General features: G+C 62.2%; 24 protein-coding genes. 9 read left to right on the top strand and 15 right to left on the bottom strand.

The window, feature by feature from the left end:
- Nucleotides 1–7 precede the first annotated feature (7 nt).
- On the bottom strand, nt 8–3,034 hold the full coding sequence (gene uvrA, locus DL86_RS05170) for an excinuclease ABC subunit UvrA (protein WP_084572715.1): 3,027 nt from the start codon (nt 3,032–3,034) through the stop codon (nt 8–10).
- Nucleotides 3,035–3,264: 230 nt separating this feature from the next.
- Here uvrA and dctA point away from each other — a divergent pair, with 230 nt between their 5' ends.
- Complete coding sequence (gene dctA / locus DL86_RS05165) at nt 3,265–4,590, top strand: C4-dicarboxylate transporter DctA (protein WP_036258918.1); 1,326 nt, start codon at nt 3,265–3,267, stop codon at nt 4,588–4,590.
- 71 nt (nt 4,591–4,661) lie between these two features.
- On the opposite strand, the gene DL86_RS05160 is transcribed toward dctA, so the two are convergent.
- Together DL86_RS05160 and DL86_RS05150 are read right to left on the bottom strand one after the other, a co-directional pair.
- Nucleotides 4,662–5,309, bottom strand: coding sequence for a hypothetical protein (locus DL86_RS05160; protein ID WP_036258915.1), 648 nt, complete (start codon nt 5,307–5,309; stop codon nt 4,662–4,664).
- Between the two features lie 260 nt (nt 5,310–5,569).
- The gene (locus DL86_RS05150) at nt 5,570–6,085 is read right to left on the bottom strand and encodes a DUF1269 domain-containing protein (protein WP_036258910.1); all 516 of its coding nucleotides are present in this window, start codon (nt 6,083–6,085) and stop codon (nt 5,570–5,572) included.
- Here DL86_RS05150 and DL86_RS19670 point away from each other — a divergent pair.
- The 3 genes from DL86_RS19670 to DL86_RS05140 all read left to right on the top strand — a co-directional run bounded on the left by DL86_RS19670 (nt 6,066) and on the right by DL86_RS05140 (nt 7,591).
- Nucleotides 6,066–6,254 (top strand): hypothetical protein, encoded by a 189-nt coding sequence (locus DL86_RS19670; protein ID WP_156964485.1) that lies wholly within the window; start codon nt 6,066–6,068, stop codon nt 6,252–6,254. The two genes, DL86_RS05150 and DL86_RS19670, sit on opposite strands and share 20 nt — an antisense overlap.
- 169 nt (nt 6,255–6,423) lie before the next feature.
- Nucleotides 6,424–6,852 (top strand): hypothetical protein, encoded by a 429-nt coding sequence (locus tag DL86_RS05145; RefSeq protein ID WP_156964484.1) that lies wholly within the window; start codon nt 6,424–6,426, stop codon nt 6,850–6,852.
- A 145-nt stretch (nt 6,853–6,997) separates the two neighbouring features.
- On the top strand, nt 6,998–7,591 hold the full coding sequence (locus DL86_RS05140; protein WP_084572714.1) for a L,D-transpeptidase: 594 nt from the start codon (nt 6,998–7,000) through the stop codon (nt 7,589–7,591).
- A gap of 78 nt (nt 7,592–7,669) precedes the next feature.
- Here DL86_RS05140 and DL86_RS18610 read toward each other — a convergent pair whose 3' ends face one another.
- Nucleotides 7,670–8,482, bottom strand: coding sequence for a tetratricopeptide repeat protein (locus tag DL86_RS18610; protein WP_156964483.1), 813 nt, complete (start codon nt 8,480–8,482; stop codon nt 7,670–7,672).
- A gap of 251 nt (nt 8,483–8,733) precedes the next feature.
- Nucleotides 8,734–8,859, bottom strand: coding sequence for a type B 50S ribosomal protein L36 (ykgO, locus tag DL86_RS05130; protein WP_012590802.1), 126 nt, complete (start codon nt 8,857–8,859; stop codon nt 8,734–8,736).
- A gap of 313 nt (nt 8,860–9,172) precedes the next feature.
- On the opposite strand from ykgO, the gene DL86_RS05125 reads away from it, so the two are divergent.
- From DL86_RS05125 to DL86_RS05115, 3 genes are all read left to right on the top strand, one after another.
- Nucleotides 9,173–9,682 carry a globin domain-containing protein gene (locus tag DL86_RS05125; RefSeq protein WP_036258906.1) on the top strand — a complete coding sequence of 170 codons (510 nt, stop codon included), beginning with the start codon at nt 9,173–9,175 and terminating at the stop codon, nt 9,680–9,682.
- Nucleotides 9,683–9,993: 311 nt separating this feature from the next.
- The gene (locus tag DL86_RS05120) at nt 9,994–10,644 is read left to right on the top strand and encodes a DUF1007 family protein (RefSeq protein WP_036259137.1); all 651 of its coding nucleotides are present in this window, start codon (nt 9,994–9,996) and stop codon (nt 10,642–10,644) included.
- Between the two features lie 19 nt (nt 10,645–10,663).
- Nucleotides 10,664–11,791, top strand: coding sequence for a nickel/cobalt transporter (locus DL86_RS05115; protein WP_245276246.1), 1,128 nt, complete (start codon nt 10,664–10,666; stop codon nt 11,789–11,791).
- Between the two features lie 141 nt (nt 11,792–11,932).
- On the opposite strand, the gene DL86_RS05110 is transcribed toward DL86_RS05115, so the two are convergent.
- On the bottom strand, nt 11,933–12,223 hold the full coding sequence (locus DL86_RS05110) for a DUF4164 family protein (RefSeq protein ID WP_342585853.1): 291 nt from the start codon (nt 12,221–12,223) through the stop codon (nt 11,933–11,935).
- 217 nt (nt 12,224–12,440) lie between these two features.
- Nucleotides 12,441–12,809, bottom strand: a complete 369-nt coding sequence (locus DL86_RS05105) for a hypothetical protein (RefSeq protein ID WP_036258905.1) — start codon at nt 12,807–12,809, stop codon at nt 12,441–12,443.
- On the opposite strand from DL86_RS05105, the gene gap reads away from it, so the two are divergent.
- A complete protein-coding gene (gene gap / locus DL86_RS05100) occupies nt 12,799–13,806 on the top strand; it encodes a type I glyceraldehyde-3-phosphate dehydrogenase (protein WP_036258904.1) in 1,008 nt (335 codons plus the stop codon). The two genes, DL86_RS05105 and gap, sit on opposite strands and share 11 nt — an antisense overlap.
- Nucleotides 13,803–15,023 (top strand): phosphoglycerate kinase, encoded by a 1,221-nt coding sequence (locus DL86_RS05095; protein WP_036258903.1) that lies wholly within the window; start codon nt 13,803–13,805, stop codon nt 15,021–15,023. Before gap ends, DL86_RS05095 begins: the two co-directional genes overlap by 4 nt.
- A 250-nt stretch (nt 15,024–15,273) precedes the next feature.
- Here DL86_RS05095 and DL86_RS05090 read toward each other — a convergent pair whose 3' ends face one another.
- From DL86_RS05090 to rbfA, 8 genes are all read right to left on the bottom strand, one after another.
- Nucleotides 15,274–16,122: a tetratricopeptide repeat protein gene (locus DL86_RS05090; protein WP_156964491.1), complete on the bottom strand. Its 849-nt coding sequence runs from the start codon at nt 16,120–16,122 to the stop codon at nt 15,274–15,276.
- A gap of 187 nt (nt 16,123–16,309) precedes the next feature.
- Complete coding sequence (gene rpsU, locus DL86_RS05085; RefSeq protein ID WP_036258901.1) at nt 16,310–16,552, bottom strand: 30S ribosomal protein S21; 243 nt, start codon at nt 16,550–16,552, stop codon at nt 16,310–16,312.
- 311 nt (nt 16,553–16,863) lie between these two features.
- Nucleotides 16,864–17,961: a 5-(carboxyamino)imidazole ribonucleotide synthase gene (locus tag DL86_RS05080; RefSeq protein WP_036258898.1), complete on the bottom strand. Its 1,098-nt coding sequence runs from the start codon at nt 17,959–17,961 to the stop codon at nt 16,864–16,866.
- Between the two features lie 7 nt (nt 17,962–17,968).
- Nucleotides 17,969–18,505, bottom strand: a complete 537-nt coding sequence (gene purE, locus DL86_RS05075; RefSeq protein ID WP_051952764.1) for a 5-(carboxyamino)imidazole ribonucleotide mutase — start codon at nt 18,503–18,505, stop codon at nt 17,969–17,971.
- Between the two features lie 172 nt (nt 18,506–18,677).
- The gene (locus DL86_RS20260) at nt 18,678–18,842 is read right to left on the bottom strand and encodes a hypothetical protein (RefSeq protein ID WP_202899164.1); all 165 of its coding nucleotides are present in this window, start codon (nt 18,840–18,842) and stop codon (nt 18,678–18,680) included.
- Between the two features lie 136 nt (nt 18,843–18,978).
- Complete coding sequence (locus tag DL86_RS05065) at nt 18,979–22,032, bottom strand: O-linked N-acetylglucosamine transferase family protein (RefSeq protein ID WP_036258892.1); 3,054 nt, start codon at nt 22,030–22,032, stop codon at nt 18,979–18,981.
- Nucleotides 22,033–22,117: 85 nt separating this feature from the next.
- A complete protein-coding gene (gene truB, locus DL86_RS05060) occupies nt 22,118–23,020 on the bottom strand; it encodes a tRNA pseudouridine(55) synthase TruB (protein WP_036258891.1) in 903 nt (300 codons plus the stop codon).
- Complete coding sequence (rbfA, locus tag DL86_RS05055; RefSeq protein WP_084572713.1) at nt 23,017–23,427, bottom strand: 30S ribosome-binding factor RbfA; 411 nt, start codon at nt 23,425–23,427, stop codon at nt 23,017–23,019. Before rbfA ends, truB begins: the two co-directional genes overlap by 4 nt.
- Nucleotides 23,428–23,442: the final 15 nt, after the last annotated feature.

Below are 23,442 nucleotides of genomic sequence, written 5' to 3'. Positions count from 1 at the left end.
GGTGCCTCTATTCCGCCGCAGCCTTCCCCTTCGCCGCCGGCCGGCGGTCCAGCACCTCGCGCAGATAATGGCCGGTGTAGCTTCTCTTCTCTTTCACAATGGCCTCGGGCGGGCCTTGGGCCACGATCTCGCCGCCGCCATCGCCCCCTTCCGGGCCGAGGTCGATGATCCAGTCGGCGGTTTTCACCACCTCGAGATTATGCTCGATCACGATGACCGTATTGCCCTGATCGACAAGCTCATGCAGCACTTCGAGCAGTTTTGCGACATCGTGAAAATGCAGGCCGGTCGTCGGCTCGTCCAAAATATAGAGCGTGCGTCCGGTCGAGCGCTTCGACAATTCCTTGGCGAGCTTGACCCGCTGCGCCTCGCCGCCTGACAAAGTATTCGCCTGCTGGCCGACCTTGACATAGTTCAGGCCGACGCGGGCGAGAGTCGCCATTTTCTCGCGGATCGCGGGCACCGCCTTGAACAGGCCGGCGGCCTCCTCCACCGTCATGTCGAGCACATCCGCGATGGATTTATCGCGATATTTCACCTCCAGCGTCTCGCGATCATAGCGCTTGCCCTTGCAGACGTCGCAGGTGACATAGACGTCGGGCAGAAAATGCATCTCGATCTTGATGACGCCATCGCCCTGGCAGGCTTCGCAGCGTCCGCCCTTGACGTTGAAGGAAAAGCGCCCCGGCTGGTAGCCGCGCGCTTTCGCCTCCGGCAATCCAGCGAACCATTCGCGGATCGGCGTGAAGGCGCCGGTATAGGTCGCGGGGTTGGAGCGCGGCGTGCGTCCGATCGGCGATTGATCGATGTCGATGACCTTGTCGAGCTGCTCCAGCCCATCGATCCGCTCATGCGGCGAGGGATGCTCCACCAACACGCCATTGAGGCGCCGCGCCGCCGCCTTGTAGAGCGTATCGATAATGAGGGTCGACTTGCCGCCGCCCGACACCCCGGTGATGCAGGTGAAGAGGCCAAGCGGAATCGAGGTCGTGACGTTTTTCAGGTTGTTGCCATGCGCGCCGACGATGGCGAGCTTGCGGGCGGGCTCCGGCTTGCGGCGCGGGCGCGGCGCCGAGACCGTCCGCGCGCCGGTCAGATATTGGCCGGTCAGCGAGTGCGGGTCCGCCATGATTTCAGCGGCCGTCCCTTGCGAGACGATCTCGCCGCCATGAATGCCGGCGCCGGGGCCGACATCGACGACATAATCGGCGGTGAGGATCGCGTCCTCGTCATGTTCGACGACGATGACGGTATTGCCGAGATCGCGCAGCCGCCGCAGCGTGTCGAGCAGCCGCGCATTGTCGCGCTGATGCAGCCCGATCGAAGGCTCGTCCAACACATAAAGCACGCCGGTGAGGCCGGAGCCAATCTGCGAGGCGAGCCGGATGCGCTGGCTCTCGCCGCCGGACAAGGTTCCGGCCGCGCGGCCAAGGGTCAGATAATCGAGGCCGACATCGACGAGAAAGGAGAGCCGTTCACGGATCTCCTTGAGGATGCGATTGGCGATCTCATTGCGTTTGGAGTCGAGCTTTCGCGGCAATGCCTCGAACCAGGCATGCGCCGCCCGGACCGAAAGCGCGGTGACCTGGCCGATGTGCCAGCCGTCGATCTTGACCGCCAGGGCCTCCGGGCGCAGCCGGTTGCCCTCGCAAACGCCGCAGGGCGTCGCGGTCATGAAGCGGCCGATCTCCTCGCGCGCCCACTCGCTCTCGGTCTCGCGATAGCGCCGCTCGAGATTGCGGATGATGCCCTCGAAGGGCTTGTTCACCTCATAGGAGCGCAGGCCGTCCTCATAGGAAAACCGCACGGAGTCCTGGCCGGAGCCATAGAAAAGGACATTCTTGATCTCTTCCGGCAGGCTCTCGAACCGCGCATCGAGGCGGAATTTGAAATGCCGGCCGAGCGCCTCGAGGGTCTGCTGATAATAGGGCGAACTCGATTTGGCCCAGGGCGCGATCGCCCCCTTGCGCAAGGTCAGCTTCGGATCGGGGACGATCAACTCGGCGTCGACGGTTTGTTCAAAACCGAGCCCGCCGCAATGAGGACAGGCGCCGAAAGGATTGTTGAAGGAAAACAGCCGGGGTTCGATCTCGGGGATAGTGAAGCCGGATACGGGACAAGCGAATTTCGCCGAGAAGACGATGCGCTTGGGCGCGCCTTTTTCGTCTGCTTCGTCGGCATATTCGCAAATCGCGATCCCGTCGGCGAGTTCGAGCGCGGTCTCGAAACTCTCCGAAAGCCGCGACTTGATGTCCGGGCGCACCGCAATCCGGTCGACGACGACATCAATGTCATGCTTTAGCTTCTTGTCGAGCGCGGGCGCATCGGCGATCTCATAGAATTGCCCGTCGATCTTCAGGCGCTGAAACCCGCGCTTCATGAAGTCGGCGATTTCCTTGCGATACTCGCCCTTGCGGCCGCGAATCACCGGCGCGATCAGATAGAGCCTCGTGCGCTCGGGCAAAGCGATCACGCGATCGACCATCTGGCTCACCGTCTGGCTTTCGATCGGCAGGCCCGTCGCCGGCGAATAGGGAATCCCGATGCGGGCGAAAAGCAGCCGCATGTAATCGTAGATTTCGGTGACGGTGCCGACCGTGGAGCGCGGGTTTTTCGATGTGGTTTTCTGTTCGATCGAGATCGCCGGCGAAAGCCCGTCGATCTGGTCGACATCGGGCTTTTGCATCAATTCGAGGAATTGGCGCGCATAGGCCGAAAGCGATTCGACATAGCGGCGCTGTCCTTCGGCATAGATCGTGTCGAAGGCCAGCGAGGATTTGCCCGATCCAGAGAGGCCGGTGAAGACGATCAGCTTGTCGCGCGGCAGGGTGAGATCGACGTTCTTGAGATTATGCTCGCGCGCGCCGCGGATGACGATCGTGCGGCCGGCGAAGCTTCTTTCCGCCGGTTCTGCCGGGCCCAAGCCTGTCCGCGCCCGCGGCTTTTTCGACGCGGGCGACGCGGCGAGACTTGGCGCGCGGGGCGCTGATTTCCCTTTCGGCTCGGGGTTGGCGGGCGGTCTCGGTGTCTTCATCGATGCGATCTGAATTAAGGGGATCGAAAGCGCCAGAAGCTTGTTTCAGCGGCATGGCTCGGCCAATTTAACCGGCCGCGCGGGCTTTGCCATCGATATTTGGCGAAGCCTTCGCGGGGGGCAATGCGGCGTCAAGCGTCCTCCGCCTTGATCAGCTTGGCGTCCAGACCCTATAGTTGCGGACAAAGAACTATTAGGCCGGAAACCGGTCCTGACGCCGAGGAAACCTCATGGTTGCGATTTCTCCCGAATCCGGCGTCGTCAGCCCAACCAAGCCTTTTTACAAAGTTCTCTACGTTCAAGTTCTCGCCGGGATCATCCTTGGCGCGCTGTTTGGCTGGCTCCTGCCGGAATGGGCGACGAACGAGTGGGTGAAGGCGCTCGGCGATGGCTTCGTGAAACTCATCAAGATGGTGATCGCGCCGATCATTTTCTGCACCCTCGTTTCGGGCATCGCGCATATTTCCGATGCGCGAAAGGTTGGTCGCGTCGCGCTCAAGGCGCTGATCTACTTCGAGCTGGTTTCCTCTTTCGCGCTCGGGCTCGGGCTGTTGATCGGAAATCTCGTGCGTCCGGGCGCCGGTTTCTCGGGCAAGCCCGACGCGGCGGCGGTCGCCGGCTTCGCCAAACAGGCGGAGGCCCATCGTTCGGTCGATTTCGTGCTCAACATCATTCCCGACAGCGTCGTCGGCGCTTTCGCCAAGGGCGACGTTCTCCAGGTTCTGCTGTTTTCGATTCTGTTCGGCTTCGCCCTGATGGCGCTTGGCCAACGCGGAAGAATCCTGCTCGCCTCGATCGACGATCTGGCGCACGCCATTTTCGGAGTGATCGCGATCGTCATGAAGGCGGCGCCGATCGGCGCTTTCGGCGCGATGGCCTTCACGGTCGGCAAATATGGTCCGCAATCGCTTGGCAATCTCGTCGGCCTGATCGCAACATTTTACGCGACGGCGGCCCTATTCATTGTGTTGGTCCTCGGCGCCATCGCCCGCGTCGCGGGCTTCAGCATTTTCAAATTCCTCAGCTATATCAAGGCCGAACTCCTGATCGTGCTTGGCACGAGCTCGTCCGAGAGCGCGCTGCCGGCGCTCATGGAAAAACTCGAGCGGCTTGGCTGTTCGAAGCCGGTCGTCGGGCTTGTCGTGCCGACCGGCTATTCCTTCAACCTTGACGGCACCAACATCTATATGACCCTGGCGACCCTGTTTATCGCCCAGGCCATGGGCGTCGAATTGTCATTCGGTCAGCAGCTTACCATCCTTGTCGTCGCGATGCTGACATCGAAGGGGGCGAGCGGCATTACCGGGGCCGGCTTCATCACCCTCGCGGCAACGCTCGCGGTAATCAGTCCGGCCCTTGTGCCGGGCATGGCGATAGTCCTTGGCGTGGACAAATTCATGAGCGAATGCCGAGCCTTGACCAATATCATCGGCAATGGGGTCGCGACTGTGGTGGTGTCCTGGTGGGAAGGCGAACTCGATCACGATAAACTCGCGGCGGCGTTGAACAGAAGCGTCGACGCATCCGATATCGCCACCGGCGTTTCTACGGGCTGAGGCGGCAAGGTTTCCGAAGTCGCCCGCCGCCTCCGCGCGCCATTGGGCGCAGTTTCAAACCTTGCGAAAGGTCACTTGGCGGCGGGCGCCGCGGGCGGTTTCGTAGCCGCTTTTGGCTCGGGCGCAGGAGCGTCGGGCGCCGACACCGCCAGGGTGATGGCTTCCATATAGGCGCCTTCGACAAGTTCGCCGACCTTGAGTGTCCCTAGCAGCTTCTTCTGGTCGTCCTTCTGCAGCTTAACCTTGTGACGCTCGCCAAGCGGCCCCTCGATGACCAGCGCATTCTCAGCCGGATCGATGTGGACGATCTCGCCGACGATCGTCACGAGGCGAACGTTCTCGGCGGCGGGCTTATCGCCCAGCTTGGCGCGGGCCACAGCGTCGTCGACGGTCACGCTCGGCTTGACGTGATGGCGAGCCTTGCGCAGTTCGGTGAGGATCGCCGCGCGATAGCTGAGAGTCACCACATCCCCGCTCTTCACCTGGGGAAGGTTGCGGACCTCGTCACCGGCGTGAACAACGAATACATTGTCATTTGGTCCCTTCAAGGTCACGTTCCGGGTCGTCTTGTCGACCGAAACGACCGTGCCGAGAATGGCCACCGCATCGACGCCGGTGACTTCGCCGAGTTGCGCGGCGGCCGGTTGAATCATTCCAGCGGACATGCCGAGAGCGACGAGAGCCGAGGCCGCGCAGGTGGAGATCAAGGCGTTCTTCATCTACAGTTCCTTCCTAGTCGATTGAGCAAATTGTGGCGTTGCAAATCGAACCTCGATCCGCGATCGAGATGCCGCCGGCTGCCATCCGATCGCGCCGGCGCCCGCGTTTTTTCATCGGTGGTTGGCGCGCTTTTCCGATCAAATGGACTCATCCGATCGAAAAGGAATCGCACCGATTCGGACTGCCTGAGCATATGAATATGCTCAGGCAGTCTCGTTGACGATGCGGGCCGCAGTCCATCCGAGCGGCAGGGTTGCGGTTACGCGGCCGAAGGCGGCGTTTCGGGGCCGGCCGGCGCGTTCAGCGCCGCCCTGATGGCTTCTTCCTGGGTCTTGTCGAAGGAGGAACGCAAAATTGTGCCGCCGACGCCTTTCAGATCCTCAAGGACCTTGTCCGTGGTCATTTTCTTGACGAGGAGAAACAGGGCCGCGCCGCCGGGGGGCACCGCATTGGCGACGTCCTTCATGAACTGATCGTTGATGCCGAAGTCGGACAGTTTTCCGCCAAGCGCGCCCGAGGCCGCCCCAACCGCGGCGCCGATGACGGGCATTAGGAAAATCAAGCCGACGAGCGTGCCCCAGAATGCGCCGGACACCGCGCCGACCGCTGTCGTGTTGATCAGCTGATTGAGCTTGACCTGACCATCGGCCTGCTTGACGGCGACGACGGCGTCGCCGAGCGCGATCACGTAATCCTTTTGCAGGGAAAGCAATTTCTCGCGGACTTCCTCGGCCTTCTGCTCGGAAGGAAAGGCGATGACAAGCAAGTCGTTCATGGTGCTGAACCTCTTAGGGATGCTGGCGGCGAACCGTCTGGTGCGCCGGCGTTGTCCGGGGTCGCGGGGCGGGTTGCGTCAGCGAGGCGCCGATCGCAAGACTTTCGAAATCGAAGGCCTGACGCCATATCGCGTCATCGGAATGATCTCGAAAGATAATCGTTTCTAAGGCGCATGTGTCAGGCCAATATGACATAAATCATTTAAATTTTAGCGCCTAGCATGGTCGCCGCCATGGGATAGGTCAAAGAGTGGATCAAGGTCTGGTTCGTTGGCTGATCAAGTTTGCTCGGAGCGATAAGTCCGGCCCGCCGCCGAGTGACGCAACGGAGAGGCGGTTGGTCCGCCCGCACCTATCGCTGGCGGGCGCCGCGCGGCGCTGCGCGGCGCAGCATCTGGCCGAAAGCCTTGGTCCGAGCCTTGCCGCAAGCGCGGCGCCCGCCCCCTCCCTCGCGCCAAGGCAAGCCAGCGCGGCCGCGCTGCGCCACAAAATCCAGAACCATGGCGGCGCTCTCGATCAGGCCAGAGGCGCCAAGACCGAGGCGGCCCGCCTGCCCAGCGACTACAAGACCTACCGCACAAAGTTGAAGATGCTTGCAGACGCGATCCAGGTCCAAGCCGATGAGCGAGGCCATATCGCAAGCGCGAACGCGGCCGCATTTTTCGTTTGCCGCTATTGGCCGCCACTGCGAATTCCGCGGTCGGAACATGCTCACAACGGTACAGCAGGGGTTGAGATGCGGGTGTTGGATCGCCAGAAAAATTAACCATGACGCGCGATGGCTTCATCGATCTTCCCGGCGCAAGCGGCGCCTCACCGCTAAAATTACCAAATCTTTTCGAGTTATATGAAACTTACAAAGCGAGAGTCTGTTTAACACCGGGTCTGTCGTTTACATACGGGGGCTTGTCATGCGCATCTTTGCCGGGGCCTGCGCGCTCATCTGCGGCATGTTGACGGCGTCAGGCGCAGGCGCCGCCGTTCGAATCCACATCGATCTAACGACGCAGACAATGCATGTAAACGGGAACGGCGGGCAATATGACTGGCCGGTCTCGACCGCCCGTTCAGGCTATGCGACGCCGCGCGGCCACTACAGGCCAACGCACTTGCAGCGCATGCATTATTCCCGCAAATATCATATGTCGCCGATGCCGCATTCGATCTTTTTCAATGGCGGCTATGCGATCCACGGCACCTACTCGACATCGCAGCTCGGCCGTCCCGCCTCGCATGGCTGCATCCGCCTCGCCCCCGGCAATGCCGCGCGGCTCTACAGCATGGTGCAGATGGAAGGGGGATCGATCAGCATCTCCGGCGCGCCGCCGCGCAGGTCTGTCTATGCCAACGCGCATCGGCGCAAACACATGACGACCTATGCGCGTCTCCGGCGCGATGGCGTGCTCGCCTATGCGCCGATGCGGCGCGGTCCGATCGCCGCCACGGCCCGGCAGATCATCAATCCCGTATTCAGGTCGCCGTTCTTCGGGGAAGGCTATCAATGAGAAGGCGACGGGTGGGCGCTTTGCTGGGCGCGGGCGCGATGCAACCCCACCCCGGCCATAGCTTTCCTTGAGCGGGCTCTAAATGTCGCGGCCTTCAATTTCGAGCGTAAGCTTTTCGACGCTCTTTTCAAGATCGGGCTGCTGCGGGTAGATTTCGAGCGCCCGCTTGAAGATCTCCAACGCTCTTTTCTCAAGGCCGGCGCGTTGCAAGATCATGCCCATGCCCGCGAGGGCGCTAAAGTGGCGCGGCTCCAATTTCATCACCTGATCGATATCCGCCATGGCGCCGTTGACGTCATCGGCCAGAAACCGCGTCGTCGCGCGTTGATTCCAGGCTTCCGCCCAGTCCGGCTCCAGGCTCACCAGCCTATCCAAAAGCGTCAGCGCGAGTGGATAATGCTGGTCCTTTATCGCGCTTAAAGCCCGCTCCATAAGGAGATTGGCGGTGTCGGAGCGAGAATGCAGCCAAATCCGCTCGATGGCTTGCGCGACGCCTTGCGCCTCGTCGGGGCTGACGGCGGAATGCAAGCGGGTGAAGAGGTCGTCTAGCATTTGCTGCCGGACAGTCGCTGGTGAGGGCCGCGCCGCCAATGCCTTCTTGAGCCTCTCGGCCCGCTCGGCCTTGGAGCGGAGCACCCGCGCGGCCGCCGTTTCTCTCGTAGGGCCAGAAGGCTTCGCCAATTCGTCGACCGGCCGTTTCCCAAGGCCATCAAGGCCGAGATCGCGTCGGCCAAACGGCGGGCTCGAAAATGGCAGGCTGGAAAAGGGCGATTCGCCGGGAGCTAGTTCTCTCCAACCCTCGGGGAAGGGCTCGGGCGCGGCGGCAGGGCCGCCGCCCAGCGCCGGGGCGTGGATGCTGGCGCCGATCAAGCAGGCCAAGCTTGCAGACAATACGAGCCATCCGCGCATGATGCCCAGCTTAGATGAACCGGACCCAAAGGTCAAAGCGGGAACGGGTCCATGCGCATGGCGCGGCCAACCAACGGCGATGGGGCATGAACAAGCTCCATTTCGCCTGGAGTTTGAGCGCTGTCAGATCCGCAGGAAACCGAAAGCAGCTCAGCCTTCTTCTTGGATAATGCTTACGGGCGGGAGCTGTGCGCGGCGCGCGCGTCAAGCGCCAGCCCAACCTTAAAAATTCTTCAGCCCTGCCGCGCCTTGTAGCGCTTTTGCGTCTTGTTGATAATATAAACGCGGCCCTTGCGGCGCACGAGCTGATTGTCGCGATGCCGGCCACGCAGCGATTTCAAGGAATTACGGACTTTCATCGGACGGACCCCGGAAAAAAACGACCGGCCCTGACGGCCGGTTTCAAATGAGCTGCCGACCCTATGCCCTATTGCCGGCCCGCGATCAACCCAAAAACGCTCATTGCGCCTGTTGCATGCGCGCCGAACGCCCTTCGCGACGCGGAGCCGGAGCAGGCACATTATGTGCTTGGCTGCCAGGCAAAAGGCGGCAAGGCAGTCCTCACATGAGTTGATGACTTGGCCGGGGCGCGAAGCGTGCGGGTCCCTTGAACAAAATCGCCGCGCCGGGCAAGCGTCAAGTCGCGGAGCGCAAAATGCGGAGAAACGATCAATGACCAACGAACAAGTGGAAATCGTCAAGCGGACGATCGTCAGGGTGCTTCCGCCGCGCCCTGAGGGCACCAGCGAAATGATTCTCCAGCGCTATGAGAAGATCAAATTCGACGCCGCCAAAGCTTTCGGCGATGTCTTCTTCGCGCGCCTTTTCGAAATTGCGCCGGAAACCGAGGCGCTGTTCAAAGACCTGGAAAAGACCAAGCAGAAATTCGCCGAAGTGCTGCCCATGCTGTTCCGCTCCATGAACCGGCTGCATGACACCGTCAACACGATGCAGGAACTCGGCGTCACCCACTGGAAAGCGGGCGTGAAGCTTGAGCATTATCAGCCCTTCGTCGCCGCGTTGCTGTGGACCTTAAAGAAGCAGCTGGGCGACGAGGTCTTTAACGAAGACGTGGCCAAGGCCTATATCGCGGTGCTGTCGCGAATCTGCGGCATCATGTGCAACGCGGCCTATCCCGAGGCGCGCGGCATCGAAGTCCCGCAAGGCTCGGCCGGCGGCTGAGCGTCCTCCAGGCGTTCCGCCGCAAAGGCGGCTTTTCCGACCAAGTTCAGCTTTTCGCTCCCGTCCAGCTTGCAACAATGACGCAAAGGTCCAACACAAGGGCGTGATAGCGGGCCTCACCGGCGCAGCCGCGGCGGCCAGGTTCTTTCGAGGCGCGCTCATAGGCCTCGTTTGCCTCGCTTTGGCCAGACTTCCAGGTTCAATGTGGCGGATGGTCGGGGGCGTCAATGCCGCCAGCGCGGCCTCGCAGCGCCGAGAAATGCGCCGAGCCCGGCCTCGAAGTCCTATCTTGGCGTCCCTTGGAGCAACGCATGCGGGAGCGCTTATGCGCGCGGCTTTTTCTGGCGGCGGCTTTTGCGGCGGGCTTCGCCGCTGACGCAGCCGCGCATCCGCATGTCTGGGTAACGGCGCAAGAGGAGGTGGTTTTCGGAGCAAAGGGCCAGATCGAAGCGGTCCGCCACGTCTGGGTCTTCGATGAAATGTATTCCGCCTTCGTGACCGAGGGGCAGGGGAAAGACGGCAAGCCCATGACCAAGGAAGAGCTGGCGCCGCTCGCCAAGTCCAATGTCGAGGACTTGGTCGAGTTCGGCTTTTTCACCCATGCCAAGACCGCGAATGGGAAAGTGGAATTTGGCGCTCCATTCGACTATTCGCTGGAGGAGCGGGAGGACAAGCGCGTGGTCCTGCGCTTCACCCTACCGTTGAAAACCCCCGCGAGCGCATCGAAAGCCTTCACTTTGCAGGTCTATGATCCGACCTATTTCGTCGCTTTCGAATTGGTCGCGGAAGATCCGGTCGCCTTCATCGGCGCGCCCAAGGGCTGCTCCGCGAACGTGCTCGGATCGAAACCTTTGGCCGCCGAAGAGACCAAGAAGCTGTCGGAATCTTTTTTCAGCGGGCTCTCGCCGGGCGCCGATTTCGGCGTCAAACTGGCGACCCCCGTCATCATCGCCTGTCCGTGAGGCTGGATTGACTCAGGTCTTGTCCGCTTTTTCTCTATTGCGGCATCGCCTGCGGCGCGCCCTGGAACCTCGCGTCGAGGTCCTGCGAAATCGCGCAGCCGGGATCGCTCCGCTTGCTCTCTTCGTCGGCCTCCTCGTTCTTTCCGTTAGTGTCGCCTCCTTGACTCTGTCCTCATCAACGCTCGCGCAAGGCGCGCGCCATCCCTTCGCGGTCGGCGTCAATGAGGGCGCGGCGGGGGACTTGAGCGGCGTCAGCGGCTGGATTCTCGCCCAGCAAAGCGGATTTTACCGCCTGCTGACGGGAGCCATCCGCGCGACGAAACAGAGCGGCGCGGCCGCATGGGGCCTCATTGGCCTTAGCTTCGCCTATGGCGTTTTCCACGCCGCCGGCCCGGGCCACGGCAAGGCGGTGATCGCCTCCTATATGCTCGCCAATGAAAAGATTCTGCGCCGCGGCCTGGTGATTTCCCTGGCCGCGGCGCTGCTGCAAGGCCTTGTCGCGATTGCGATCGTCGGCGTGGCGGCGCTGGTCTTGGGCGTTGGCGCAAAACGAATGACCGCCGCCGCGAATGTGGTCGAGATCGCCAGCTATATCGGCATTGTTGCTCTTGGCGGGACGCTCGCCGTCGCCAAGGGCGCAGCCCTGCGCTCGGCCTGGCGGGCGGCGCCCTCGCCCGTCGGGGCCCCGCGCGCGCTTCCGGCCGGCGGGATGCCGTCGCGCTTCCTGGCCGACGATTGCAGCGCCGATCATGTCCACGGTCCCGGCTGCGGCCATTTTCATGCGCCCGATCCAAGCACGCTCGACGCTGGTTTTGCCTGGAAAAGCGCTTCGCTCACGGTGCTGGCCGCCGGGTCGCGCCCTTGCTCGGGCGCCATTCTCGTCCTCGTCTTCGCTCTGGCCCAGGGGATTTTTCTTGCTGGAATCGGCGCTGTCCTGGCGATGTCGCTTGGCGCCGCGATCACCACGGGAGCGCTGGCGGCTATGGCCGTGCTCGCCAAGAAAACGGCGGCGCGCTATTCGAACCCTCAATCTTGGCGGGTCATGATCGCGGGACGTCTGTTCGAGGTCGCCGCCGCCCTGGCCATTATGTTTTTGGGGCTCGCCTTGCTCCTCGCAACTCTGTCCGGCGCCGGCCCTGGGGGGTAACCCCTATTTCGATAAAGAAGTCGCCGGTCTTTGCCGTCATGCTCAAGAGCGTTTTCGAGCGAAGGGGATGCCGGCTCGCGTTCAGAAAATGCTATAAAATTAAAAAACGAGACCTGTTTTGCAACGGATTCTGAAAGCGCTTTAGCTTTCGCTCAAATCTATGTCCGCGTCGCTCAACACCGTTTTGATCGCTGCGCTCGCGGCCTTCAGGCGCCGCGCCGCCTCCTCATTCGCCAGCTCCAGGGCGTTCGATCGCGCGACGGCGCCATCGAGTTCAACCGCCAGGCGCGAACGATCGTCCTGCATGACGGCCAGCTCTTCTTCGAGATTGGCGCGCAGGACATCAGCCTTGATGCGCCGCTCGCTTGCGGCCTCAAGTTGATCGAGCGCGGCCGCGAGCCGCCTGAGCGCGGCCTGGAGAGGTTCGGGCATGATCATCGTCGCTTTGAAGTCCGTTGGCGCCGTCAATTTGCTTGCACGTTTCTCGGGTCGATAAAAGCGTTCGATCGCTGTTGATCGCTATATTCGGCAGCGGCGGCGTTCCGGCATGAACTTATCCAAAGGTCGGCGCTTTTTCGAATATGCGCCGATTTTATGCATCTGAGCGACTCCCTTTCGATCAGATAAGTCCATCCGATCGGGAGGCGCTCTATCGAAATGGCGGCGGATCCGCGCCATATTGTCCAATCAGCCTATTTCCACGGCGCTTTGACCTCGCAGGGTCTTGTTTTTGCCCTAGGATTATGGGAAGCGGCAGGCATGAGACAAGTTCCCGGACGAAACCCTGGACCAGATTGGCGGCGAAAATGATTTTTGACCGGAATCGAAGAGTTTCGGCGTCAGCGCCTTGTAATAAAGATCGCACATCTTGGGATATGCCCGAAAAGATGTAGCCGAAGCTTGCGCTGCGGCGCAGCATTAGTTGACCGGCATCGCGGCCGAGCCATAAAATCAATTCCATCATCAGGCCGGAGGTTCGATCCGCCGGCGGAAAAGGAGCAGCACGGATGGCGGTCAAAGTCGCTATCAACGGTTTCGGTCGCATCGGCCGCAATGTCTTGCGGGCCATCGCCGAATCCGGACGCAAGGACATTCAGGTCGTGGCGATCAACGATCTCGGTCCAGTCGAGACCAACGCCCACCTCCTGCGCTTCGATTCCGTGCATGGCCGGTTTCCGGGCGAAGTCAAAGTCACCAGCGACTCGATCGATATAGGCGGCGGGCCAATCAGGGTCACGGCAATCCGGGATCCGCACGAATTGCCGCATAAGGATCTGGACGTCGATATTGCGCTCGAATGCACCGGCATTTTTACCTCTAGGGATAAAGCCGCCGCGCATTTGAAGGCGGGCGCCAGGCGCGTCCTCATCTCGGCCCCCGGCGACAAGGCCGATCTCACGGTCGTCTTCGGCGTCAATCACGACAAGCTCACCAAGGATCATCTTGTCGTCTCCAACGCCTCTTGCACCACCAATTGCCTCGCGCCGATCGCGAAAGTGTTGAACGATGCGATCGGCATCGAGCAAGGCTTCATGACGACGATCCATTCCTATACCGGCGACCAGCCGACGCTCGACACCATGCACAAGGATCACTATCGGGCCCGCGCCGCCGCTCTTTCGATGGTCCCGACATCGACAGGCGCCGCCAAGGCCGTCGGCCTCGTCCTACCCGAACTCAATGGCAAGCTCGATGGCGCGGCGATCCGGGTCCCGACGCCCAATGTCTCGGTCATCGATCTCAAATTCGTCGCCAGCCGGGCGACGAGCGTGGAGGAGGTCGCGGAAATCGTGAAACGCGCCGCCGCGCAGCAATTGAAAGGGATTTTGGGGTTCACCGACAGCCCCAATGTGTCGATCGATTTCAACCATGATTCGCATTCATCGATATTCCATACCGATCAGACAAGGGTGATGTCGGGGACCTTCGTCCGCGTCGTGTCCTGGTATGACAACGAATGGGGCTATTCGAACCGCATGGTCGATACCGCTGTCGCAATGGGGAAGCTTGCATGACGAAATCCGCGCCATTGTCTCCTTTTCCAACTCTCGACGATGCCGTGGTGAACGGCAAAAGGGTCCTCGTCCGCGTCGACCTCAATGTGCCGATGGAGGATGGCCGGATCACCGACACCACCCGCATCGAGCGAATTCTCGGCAATATCCGCGAGATTTCTCAAAAGGGCGGCAAGGTCATCATCCTGTCGCATCTCGGCAGGCCGAAGGGTCCCGAACGGGAGACTTCGCTCAAGCCGGTGGCGGTGGCGATCGAGCATGCGCTCGGCCGCATGGTGTCCTTCGCCTCCGATTGCGTCGGCGATGTCGCGAAAGCCGCGGTCAGAGCCCTGCGCGACGGCGACATCCTCCTGCTGGAAAATACCCGGTTCCATCCGGGCGAGATCAAGAACGATCCATCCTTCGTCGCCGCCCTCGCCGAACTTGGCGATCTTTACGTCAATGACGCGTTCTCGACCTCGCATCGCGCCCATGCCTCGACGGAGGGAATCGCGCGCAAACTGCCCGCCTTCGCCGGGCGCACGATGCAGCACGAGCTGGAAATGCTGACCAGCATGCTGGCGGATCCGGAGCGGCCCCTGGCGGCCATCGTTGGCGGCGCCAAGGTCTCGACCAAGCTCGAACTGCTCGGCAACCTGATGCGCCGGGTCGACTATTTGTTCATCGGCGGCGGCATGGCCAATACGTTCCTCGCCGCCAGCGGAAATGCGATCGGCAGATCGATCTGCGAGATGCAGCTTGCGGATGTCGCCCGAAAAATCATGGCCGACGCCGACGCGGCGCATTGCCAGTTGGTGCTGCCGGTCGACGCCATCGTCGCCGCGAAGCTCGAGGCGAATGCGCCCTCTCACGCCGTGGACATCGACGCGGTCGGCGAAAATGACATGATCCTCGACATCGGCCCCCGCACGATCTCGAAGGTCGTCGGCATTCTCGCCGCGGCGCGGACCGTCGTTTGGAACGGGCCTGTCGGCGCCTTTGAAATTCCGCCTTTCGATGTTGGCACCGTGACGATCGCCAAGGTCGCGGCGCAGCTCACCAAGGTAAACGCCCTCGAGACGATCGCAGGCGGCGGCGACACGATCGCGGCGCTCAACAAGGCCGACGCCTATGATGATTTCACCTATGTTTCGACCGCCGGCGGCGCGTTTCTCGAATGGCTCGAAGGAAAGCTCCTGCCCGGCGTGGAAGCGTTGCGCGGAGCGAAGGCGGCTTAGAGAATGATGCCAAAAAGCCGCAGACGTTTGGGATGACGTCATGCATCAAGACAAAGCGATCGAGAATGAGTTCGATTTCGCTTAAAGGAATCGTGCTCTAGAGCATGATGCCGAAAAGTGGGAACCGGTTTTCGGACGACATCATGCTCTAACTCTTTGATGAGAGGCGGATTCAGACTTTGGACGAGATCGCGTCGCGATTCCGTCCAAAATCATCCGGCTCTAGGGGCGGTTTCCGCCGAAACGGCCCTTAGGCCCGGCCGACGCGCGCGACGCCGTCCTTGGCGAGCTGGTTGTTTGGATCGAAGGTCAGCGCGCGCTGGTAGGATTCCGCCGCCTTGGCGCGATTGCCGGATTTTTCATAAGCCAGCCCCAAGCCAGCCCAGGCATCGGGGTTCTTATTGTCGACATTGAGCGCGGCGTTGAAATCCTCGATCGCCTTGTCGCTCTTGCCGATGGCGAGGAGGCTTTGACCGCGCGCCAGATAGGGCGCTCCGGCGAAGGGATCGCGATCGATCGCATTGTCGAAATCGGTGATTGCCTGCGGGTGGTTGCCTTCGCGCTGGTAGATCAAGCCTCTGGCGTGGAAGGCCTGGGCGCTTTCCGGATTGAGCTTGATCGCCTGATCGAGATCAACGCGCGCCTCTTCGAGATTGCCCTGGGCGCGAAGCAGATTGGCGCGGCCGAGATAGGCCGGCGCATGGCCTGGGTCCGCCGCGATGGCGCGATTGAAATCGGCCAGGGCGGCGTCATTGCGGTTCACCTGCCGATAGGCTAGGGCGCGATTGGTGAGGGAGGCGGCATTGTTGGGAGCGAGCTTGATCGACTGGTTGAAATCCGCGATCGCCTCTGGAAACTTCCCAATCCGGGCATAGGCGACGCCGCGCGTATTGAAGGCTTCGGCGCTGTTTGGGTTGCGTTGCACGACCTCGGTCAGCGAGGCGATATTGGCGGAGGCCTCTTGCGGCGACTGGGTGGCGACCTCGGCGACGCCGGTTCCGCTTCTTGCGATGATATTGTTGGTCGATTCGCACCCAGCAAGGACGGTCGCCGCAATCAGGATCATTGCGCGCGAGGCCGCGCGCCGCCGCTCCCGCATTGTGCTTTTGACCGACATCGTTGCGAAGGCCATTATCCGGTCATCCTTGTCCGCCATCCAAGGATAGGCGCGCATCCCTGCGATTGCGGCGCGGCCTCGTTTCATGCGCGGGGCAATTCTAGACGAAGGGGGCGCTCTAAAGGCCCTCGCCGCCGGCTCGATCGCGTCTTGCAGAAATAGCAAGAAATCAGCGCGGCGCCCCTAGAACGGGCTTGGGCTTCATCGGCAAGAGTCCTTCGCGCTGCATTTTCTTGCGGGCCAGTTTGCGGGCGCGGCGCACCGCTTCGGCTTTCTCGCGGGCTCGTTTTTCCGAAGGCTTTTCATAATGGCCGCGGAGTTTCATCTCGCGGAAAATGCCTTCGCGCTGCATCTTTTTCTTGAGCGCTTTGAGAGCCTGATCGACATTATTGTCGCGAACGAGAACTTGCACGCATAAGTCCTTGATGTGGCGTCACGCCATCGCTTCACGCGACAAACTTGACTGATTTCATGGAACACGAAGCCCGGCGCTGAAAAGCACCGGGACATTGGAAAACAGCCGATACCAGACAAGTCGGTTTCTGTCTAGAGCATGTCCCGAAAAAGTTGACCGACTTTTCGATCAGGACATGCTCCAACTTATTGATCTGGAGCGAGTTCTTATCGATTGGATGATTCCATCCAATCGGAACGCGCTCTAGGGTCGCCGCCGTGAAAAGGCCAAATCGCGACCCTCATGTTGCGGCTCTGGCCTGGCGGCGATCACCCTTCGGCCTTGGCCGCGATGCGTGTGACATGGCCCATCTTGCGGCCCGGCCGCGCTTCCGCCTTGCCGTAAAGGTGAAGGCTCGCGCCGGGCTCGCGCAGGATCTGCTCGAAAGCCAGGACCTCTTCGCCGATCAGGTTCCACATTTCGACATGCGCGCCGTGGCGGTTCGTAGCGCCAAGGGGCCAGCCGGCGATGGCGCGGATATGCTGTTCGAATTGAGAGGTGAGGGCCCCATCGAGCGTCCAATGGCCGGAATTGTGAACCCGTGGCGCGATCTCGTTGACGATCAGCCGCGGCGGCGCCCCGGCTTCCTCGACGACGAACATTTCCACAGCAAGAACGCCGACATAATCGAGCGCATCGGCGATCGCCTTGGCGATCCGCACCGCCTCGACGGCGCTCTCCGGAGCCAGAAGCGCGGGGGCGCGGGTGAATTTCAGGATATGATTCTCGTGCCTGTTCTCGCAGACGTCATAGGCGGCGAATTCACCCCGCTGGCCGCGCGCCGCGACGACCGAAATCTCCTTGGCGAATGGCACGACGCCCTCGAGGATCGCCGGCGCCCCGCCAAGCGAGCGGAACGTCACCGCGAGATCGGCGCCTTCGCGGACGAGGACCTGGCCTTTACCGTCATAGCCGAAGCGCCGCGTCTTGAGGATCGATGGCCGGCCGACCTGGGCTACGGCCCTGGCGAGCGATCCAGCGTCGTCGACCCGCATATAGGGCGCCGTCGCGATCCTGTTGGCGCCCAAGAACTCCTTCTCCGCGAGGCGATCCTGGCAGACCGCCAGAGCCTCCGGGCCGGGGCGCACGAGGCAATGCTCTGTGAGGATCGCCGCGGCGCGGGCGGGCACGTTCTCGAATTCATAGGTCACGACGTCCACATTGTCGGCGAACTCCGCCAAGGCCGCAGCGTCCTCATAGCCGGCGATGGTTCGCGCGCTGCAGACGTCGAACGCCGGGCTATCCGGCTCATTCGTATAAATATGCGTCTTGAGCCCGAGACGCGCCGCCGCGAGCGCGAGCATCCGCCCCAATTGGCCGCCGCCCAGGACTCCGACCGTCGCGCCGGGAGCGAGTGAAAACGGCATGGCGCGGTCAATCCTCGCTCGAGGGACGTTTGGCGACTGCTTCGGTTTGGGCCGCGCGCCAGGCGGACAGCCGCGCTTCGATTGCGGGGTCGGCCAAGGCGAGGACCGCCGCCGCGAGCAGCGCGGCGTTGATCGCGCCAGGCTTGCCGATCGCTAGGGTTCCCACCGGAACGCCGGCAGGCATTTGAACGATGGAGTAAAGTGAATCCTGCCCGTGCAGAGCCTTGGTTTCGATCGGCACGCCGAGCACCGGAAGTTCCGTCAGCGCGGCCGTCATCCCTGGCAAATGGGCCGCTCCGCCCGCCCCGGCGATGATGATTTTTGCCCCTGCGGCCTTGGCGCCCTTGGCGAAGGCGAAAAGCCGATCGGGCGTGCGATGCGCCGAAATGATCAAGGTAATATAGCCGATCCCGAGTTCGTCGAGGAGCGCGGCGGCGTGCCGCATCGTCTCCCAATCCGATTCGCTACCCATAATGATGGAGACGGGTTTTTCGGTGGCGGACAAATGGCGGCCCAAAAATTGATCCGGCGAAGGCTGCGGCATAGACGAAGGGGGGGCGGCGCGCAAGGCGCCGCGAATGAGGCCGTTGGATGGACCCAGCATGGGCCAGAAAGGTTGCGCCGGATCGAGCGCCTTGCGCCGAGCCCGCGGCTTTCGAATGCTTGCGGATCCGCATTTTTTACGCGAACCGGCGGTCGCTTCACTCGAAAATGCTTTAAGTCCAGCGCTTTGGCCATAGCGCGACGACGAAAACAATCGCCGCCAGCACGCCTATCGTGACCATTCCTTGCACCACGCCGAAATTGGGCGCGTCCTCGGCCACGAACAAGCCTGTAATCGCCGCGCCGATCCCTAACAGCAGCCGAACGATAAATCCCAACCTTGTCTCCTTGGCCCGTGATCCATCGAAAAATGGGCTGGCCTGCGCCAGTCCTCCGCGACCATTCCTCCATACCATAGGGCTTTGGCGGGTAGAACCCTCGATGCAGCGCCTTTCCCAGCGGACGAAGGATTGCTCAGTCCCGCTTGACGGCGATCACTTCCATGCAGACGCGGTAGCGTTCGCTGACATGATACTCGACCGGCTGGAACCCGTGCTCCTCCAGCAAGGCGTAGAGCCGCTTGCGGGTGAAATTGTGGTAGTGCTCGATTTCGCCCCAATAGGGATTGACGTTATTGGCGTGCAATAGCCGCCAGACCATGTTGTCCATGTTCGGCATCGAGAGAAAAAGAGCGCCGCCGGGGCGCAGCAGCCAGCGGGCGGCGACGAGCCCGGCTTTCGGGAAGGGCAGGTGTTCAAGCACATCGGCCATGCTGACGACGCTGTAGCGGGCGTCGTGAGCAAGCTCCTCGATCGGCAGACAATAGGCCTCGAAGCCGAGCAGGTTCATGGCGTCGACATTGTCCTTGCGGAGATCCAGTCCGACCGGCGCATAGCCCCATTCCTCGGCCGTGAAGAGCAGCGAGCCATTGCCGAACCCGACATCCAGCCAGCTCCCACTCGGCGCGTGGCGGGCAACGCGCGCGACGATCTTCGCCGAAACCGGCCGCTGCCGCTCCATGTCGTAGCCGACCGTCTGATTGGGATGCGTCTTGGCGAAGACGACGGCGGCGGCGGGCGCGTCGAAATAGCCGTCGGTGAAAACATGGCCGCAGTCGCGGCATTCGCGCCAGTTCATCATTGCCGGAATCCGCGGCTGGTAGAGCGCATGTCTCGAGCAATCGGCGCTGATCACAAGGGGCGCATCCTCGCCTTCACAAAGCGGGCAGGCGAGATAGGCCAGCCTTTGTAGGGGAGCTGGGCCCTCGACCGGCGGGTTCGGAAGCAGCGAAGGCGAAACCGCGAAGCCGCGCGGCTCGCCGCCCTTCGCGAAAATTTCCCACATCTGCGTCAGCGCCGCCTCGAAGCTTCCCGCATAGCCAGCGCTGTCGAACAAGGGGGCCGTCAGTCGATTGCCGAGAAGCCTGTGCCGCAAACCTTGCAGCAGGCCGGGTTCGCGCGCGAGCCGCAAGGCCATGGCCTCGTAGTCGCGGGTCGAAGAGGCGACGAGTTCCGGCAGGCCGACCGCATGGAGGAGGCTGCCGGCGACCCGGCCCGCGAAAGTCTCGCCCGCGCAAGTCAGCACCGGAAGTCCGGCCCACAAAGCGTCGCTCGCGGTCGTATGCGCGTTATAGGGCAATGTATCAAGGAAAAGGTCAGCCAGCCGGTGCCGAGCGAGATGCTCGGGCGAGGCCTGCTTTGGCGCGAACGCGAGGCGATCCGGATCCACGCCGCGCTTGGCCGCTTCCTTGCGGAGATTGGCTTTGACGAGATCATTGGCGTCGAGAAGCCAGACGATGCTGCCTGGAACCGCGTGTAGAAGACGCATCCAGATGTCGAAAAATTCAGGCGTGATTTTGTAGGTATTGTTGAAAGAGCAGAAGACGAAGCCTTGGTCGGGAAGGCCGCATTGCGCGCGCGTCGGCGTCGCGTCGGAAATCAGCCTTTGGCTGTCGTTGGGCTGGTAGCAATGGGGCAGGTGCACGATCTTTTCGCAGAAGGCGGCTTGCTGATCCATTGGCAGCACGAAGGGATCGGCGAGCACATAGTCGATGAAGCCAGCCCCCATGGTCGCCGGAAATCCGATGAAGCTGACTTGCACCGGCGCTGGCCTTCGCGCCGAAATCCCCGTGCGAGCATCCTTGGTGTAGCCTTTCAATTCGATGAGAATATCGATTCGATCGGCATGGATGCGCTCGGCGGCTTCTTCATCGCTCATTTCCTGAAGGTCGACGAAGCGGTGGAACGCCCTGCGCAAGCGCGTTCCCAACTCGCTGTGGTCATCGGGGCCATGCGAATAGGCGGCGACCTCGAACCGGGAGGAATCGTGGCGCTCGATTAGTTCGACCATGAGCATCGCCGTCGCATGGCGGCGGAAATCGGCGGAGAGATAGCCGATCCGCAGCTTGCGCGTGCGGTCTCCTTGGCGGGAGCGAAAATCCCGGTCAGCAACCGGGAATCCCGCGGCGTATTGGCGGGCGATGCGCAACTGCTCGGCCGGCGTCGTCGCCATGCTGAGCGTCGGAAAAGGATGCGCCGGCTCGGGCGCAAACTCCATCAGGGCGCGCAACTCGGCTTCGTCGGCTTCGACGCCATCCCAATCGCAGATGAGGCGCCGCTTATGATGCAGCCAGACCCGCACCGCGACAAGTTTCGGATTGAGTTTGACGGCGGTTGCATAGGACGCAATCGCTTCGCCCAGCCGGCCGAGGTTTTCGAGCGCGGCGCCCATATTGGCATGGGCTTCGGAGAGCGACGGATTCAAGGCCAGAGCCTCTCGATAGGCCTCGACCGCTTCCTCAAAGGCTTTCTCGCCTTGCAGAACGTTGCCGAGATTGGCGTAGACCTCGGCGAAATTCGGCCGCAGCGCAATCGCTCGCCGATAGGCCAGAATCGCCTGTCCAGGCTGATGGAGCTCCTTCAGAATATTGCCGAGGCTGAAATAGGGCTCGGCCGCATCGGGCCTTTGAGCGATGATGCCCTCGCAGGCCGCGATCGCCTCTTCGCGGCGTCCGAGTTTGCGCAAAATATTGGCCGTGTTCGAATGCGCCTCGACAAAGCTTGGATTGAGCGAAGCCGCCCGCCGGTAAGCCGCCAAGGCGTCGTTTAGAAGGCCTTGATCCTCGAGCGCATTGCCGAGATTGGAGTGGGCGTGCGCGAAAGCCGGCTCCAGCGCGATCGCCCGCCGCGCCGCGGAGAGGGCGCCATCGGTCTTGCCCAGGGCCCGATAGATTGCGCTAAGGTTCGAGAGCGCCTCGACATAATCGGGTTTGACGGCGACGGCTCGGGCGATCAATCTTTCCGCGCTCTCAAGGTCGCCGCGCCGATGCGCGATCAGGCCAAGATGATGCAGGCAGAGGAAATGATCGGGCTCGTCAGCAAGGACCTGCGCATAGATGTCCGAGGCTTCATCGATTCGGCCCGCGCGAAAATATTCGAGGGCGAGCCGCAGTAAATCCAAAACAGGCGAAGCGGACGCGCTCGCGTCCTGTCTCGCCGCGGACTCCAATTCGCATTTGATCGCTGCCATCGCCGTTTCCTGCGCCGAGATTTGATCGGAGAGCGCAAGGAATACGAGGTCTTGCTTGCCTCAAACGTGCCGAGCCGGCGCGGGATTAAAAGGGCAGGTTGAAGACGCGGCCGGGGACCAGTTCGCCTTTTTCCACCGCGCCGACGGCGATCACCACGCCGCCGCAGGCGGCATAGGCGGAGCCGTCCAGCGGCGCGTCCTGGCCTCGCAACAGCACGGATTGGCCGCGCCGCAATTTTGCCGCGGCGTCGCGATCGACCACGACGCGCGGCATTTCCATGAGCCCGGCCTCGACCCGGCGCAAGGTTCGAGCCTCGATCGGACCCTCCGCGAGATCGGCTAAGGCGACGGCGTCGGCCTCGACGAAGGGCCCGACGCGGGTCCGGCGCAAGGCCGTGACATGACCGAAGCAGCCGAGCAGCCGGCCGAGGTCGCGCGCGATCGCGCGGACATAGGTGCCCTTGCCGCAGCGCGCCTCGAAGATCGCTTCGTCCGGGCCCGCATGCACGAGATCGAGGCTGTGGATCGTCACCGGACGGAAGGCGAGATCGGGAGTCTCGCCGTCGCGGGCGAGGTCATAGGCGCGCTCGCCGTTGATTTTGATGGCGGAAAAGGCCGGCGGCTTTTGCTGGATGGTCCCGATGAACTGCGGCAGCTGATCAAGGATTGCCGCTTGCGCCGGGCGAATGTCGGATTGCGCCGTGACCTTGCCGTCGGAATCGTCGGTGTCGGTCTCGGCGCCCCAGCGCACCGTGAAGCGATAGGCCTTTTCGCCGTCCTGGACGAATGGCACGGTCTTGGTCGCCTCGCCGAAAGCGATCGGCAAAATGCCCGAGGCGAGCGGGTCGAGCGTGCCCGCATGGCCGGCCTTCTTGGCGTTGAAAATGCGCTTGAGCCGCGAGACGGCATGGGTCGAGGTCATCCCGACCGGCTTGTCGAGCACGACCCAGCCATTGACTTCGGTTCGTTTGGACGCCGGCGCATTCATTCCACGTGATCCGACTCTTTGTCCAGATCGCGCTTCACAGCGGGCGAATCGAGCAGGGCGTCGATCTTCGCGCCATATTCGAAGCTGGGATCGGGCTTGAAGCGGACGTCGGGCGCGAATTTGAGATTGACCCGGCGGGCGATCTCGCCGCGCAGAACTTTCTTGTGCCGGTCGAGCGCAGCCAGGACGTCGCTGACATTCTTGCCGCCGAGCGGCATGACATAGACCGTCGCGAGCTTGAGATCGGGGCTCATGCGGACGTCGGGAACCGTGACGACCTGGCCGTCGAGGACAGGATCGTTGATCGTCGAGCGGGTTAAGAGCTCGGACATCGCGTGGCGGACAAGTTCGCCGACGCGCAGCATCCGTTGCGACGGCTGGCCGCCCTGTTGATGGACTCTAGACATGAAGAACTCCGGCGC

Origin of the sequence: Methylocapsa aurea (assembly GCF_000746085.1) — a bacterium.
In the GTDB taxonomy this organism is placed as follows: Bacteria; Pseudomonadota; Alphaproteobacteria; order Rhizobiales; family Beijerinckiaceae; genus Methylocapsa; species Methylocapsa aurea.
The sequence above is the reverse complement of the archived record's forward strand: the minus strand, read 5'-3'. Positions and strand labels throughout refer to the sequence as shown.

Bases quoted from the DNA above. Each gene is read 5' to 3' on its own strand.
- purE (WP_051952764.1), bottom strand. From the start codon at position 18,505: ATGCCGCAGCCTTCGCCGGATCAATTTTTGGGCCGCCATTTGTCCGCC.
- ykgO (WP_012590802.1), bottom strand. From the start codon at position 8,859: ATGAAAGTCCGTAATTCCTTGAAATCGCTGCGTGGCCGGCATCGCGAC.
- DL86_RS05090 (WP_156964491.1), bottom strand. From the start codon at position 16,122: ATGCGGGAGCGGCGGCGCGCGGCCTCGCGCGCAATGATCCTGATTGCG.
- DL86_RS05065 (WP_036258892.1), bottom strand. From the start codon at position 22,032: ATGGCAGCGATCAAATGCGAATTGGAGTCCGCGGCGAGACAGGACGCG.
- rbfA (WP_084572713.1), bottom strand. From the start codon at position 23,427: ATGTCTAGAGTCCATCAACAGGGCGGCCAGCCGTCGCAACGGATGCTG.
- DL86_RS05110 (WP_342585853.1), bottom strand. From the start codon at position 12,223: ATGCCCGAACCTCTCCAGGCCGCGCTCAGGCGGCTCGCGGCCGCGCTC.
- DL86_RS05160 (WP_036258915.1), bottom strand. From the start codon at position 5,309: ATGAAGAACGCCTTGATCTCCACCTGCGCGGCCTCGGCTCTCGTCGCT.
- DL86_RS05150 (WP_036258910.1), bottom strand. From the start codon at position 6,085: ATGAACGACTTGCTTGTCATCGCCTTTCCTTCCGAGCAGAAGGCCGAG.
- DL86_RS19670 (WP_156964485.1), top strand. From the start codon at position 6,066: ATGACAAGCAAGTCGTTCATGGTGCTGAACCTCTTAGGGATGCTGGCG.
- truB (WP_036258891.1), bottom strand. From the start codon at position 23,020: ATGAATGCGCCGGCGTCCAAACGAACCGAAGTCAATGGCTGGGTCGTG.
- DL86_RS05080 (WP_036258898.1), bottom strand. From the start codon at position 17,961: ATGCCGTTTTCACTCGCTCCCGGCGCGACGGTCGGAGTCCTGGGCGGC.
- dctA (WP_036258918.1), top strand. From the start codon at position 3,265: ATGGTTGCGATTTCTCCCGAATCCGGCGTCGTCAGCCCAACCAAGCCT.
- gap (WP_036258904.1), top strand. From the start codon at position 12,799: ATGGCGGTCAAAGTCGCTATCAACGGTTTCGGTCGCATCGGCCGCAAT.
- DL86_RS05095 (WP_036258903.1), top strand. From the start codon at position 13,803: ATGACGAAATCCGCGCCATTGTCTCCTTTTCCAACTCTCGACGATGCC.
- uvrA (WP_084572715.1), bottom strand. From the start codon at position 3,034: ATGAAGACACCGAGACCGCCCGCCAACCCCGAGCCGAAAGGGAAATCA.
- DL86_RS05140 (WP_084572714.1), top strand. From the start codon at position 6,998: ATGCGCATCTTTGCCGGGGCCTGCGCGCTCATCTGCGGCATGTTGACG.
- DL86_RS05125 (WP_036258906.1), top strand. From the start codon at position 9,173: ATGACCAACGAACAAGTGGAAATCGTCAAGCGGACGATCGTCAGGGTG.
- DL86_RS05120 (WP_036259137.1), top strand. From the start codon at position 9,994: ATGCGGGAGCGCTTATGCGCGCGGCTTTTTCTGGCGGCGGCTTTTGCG.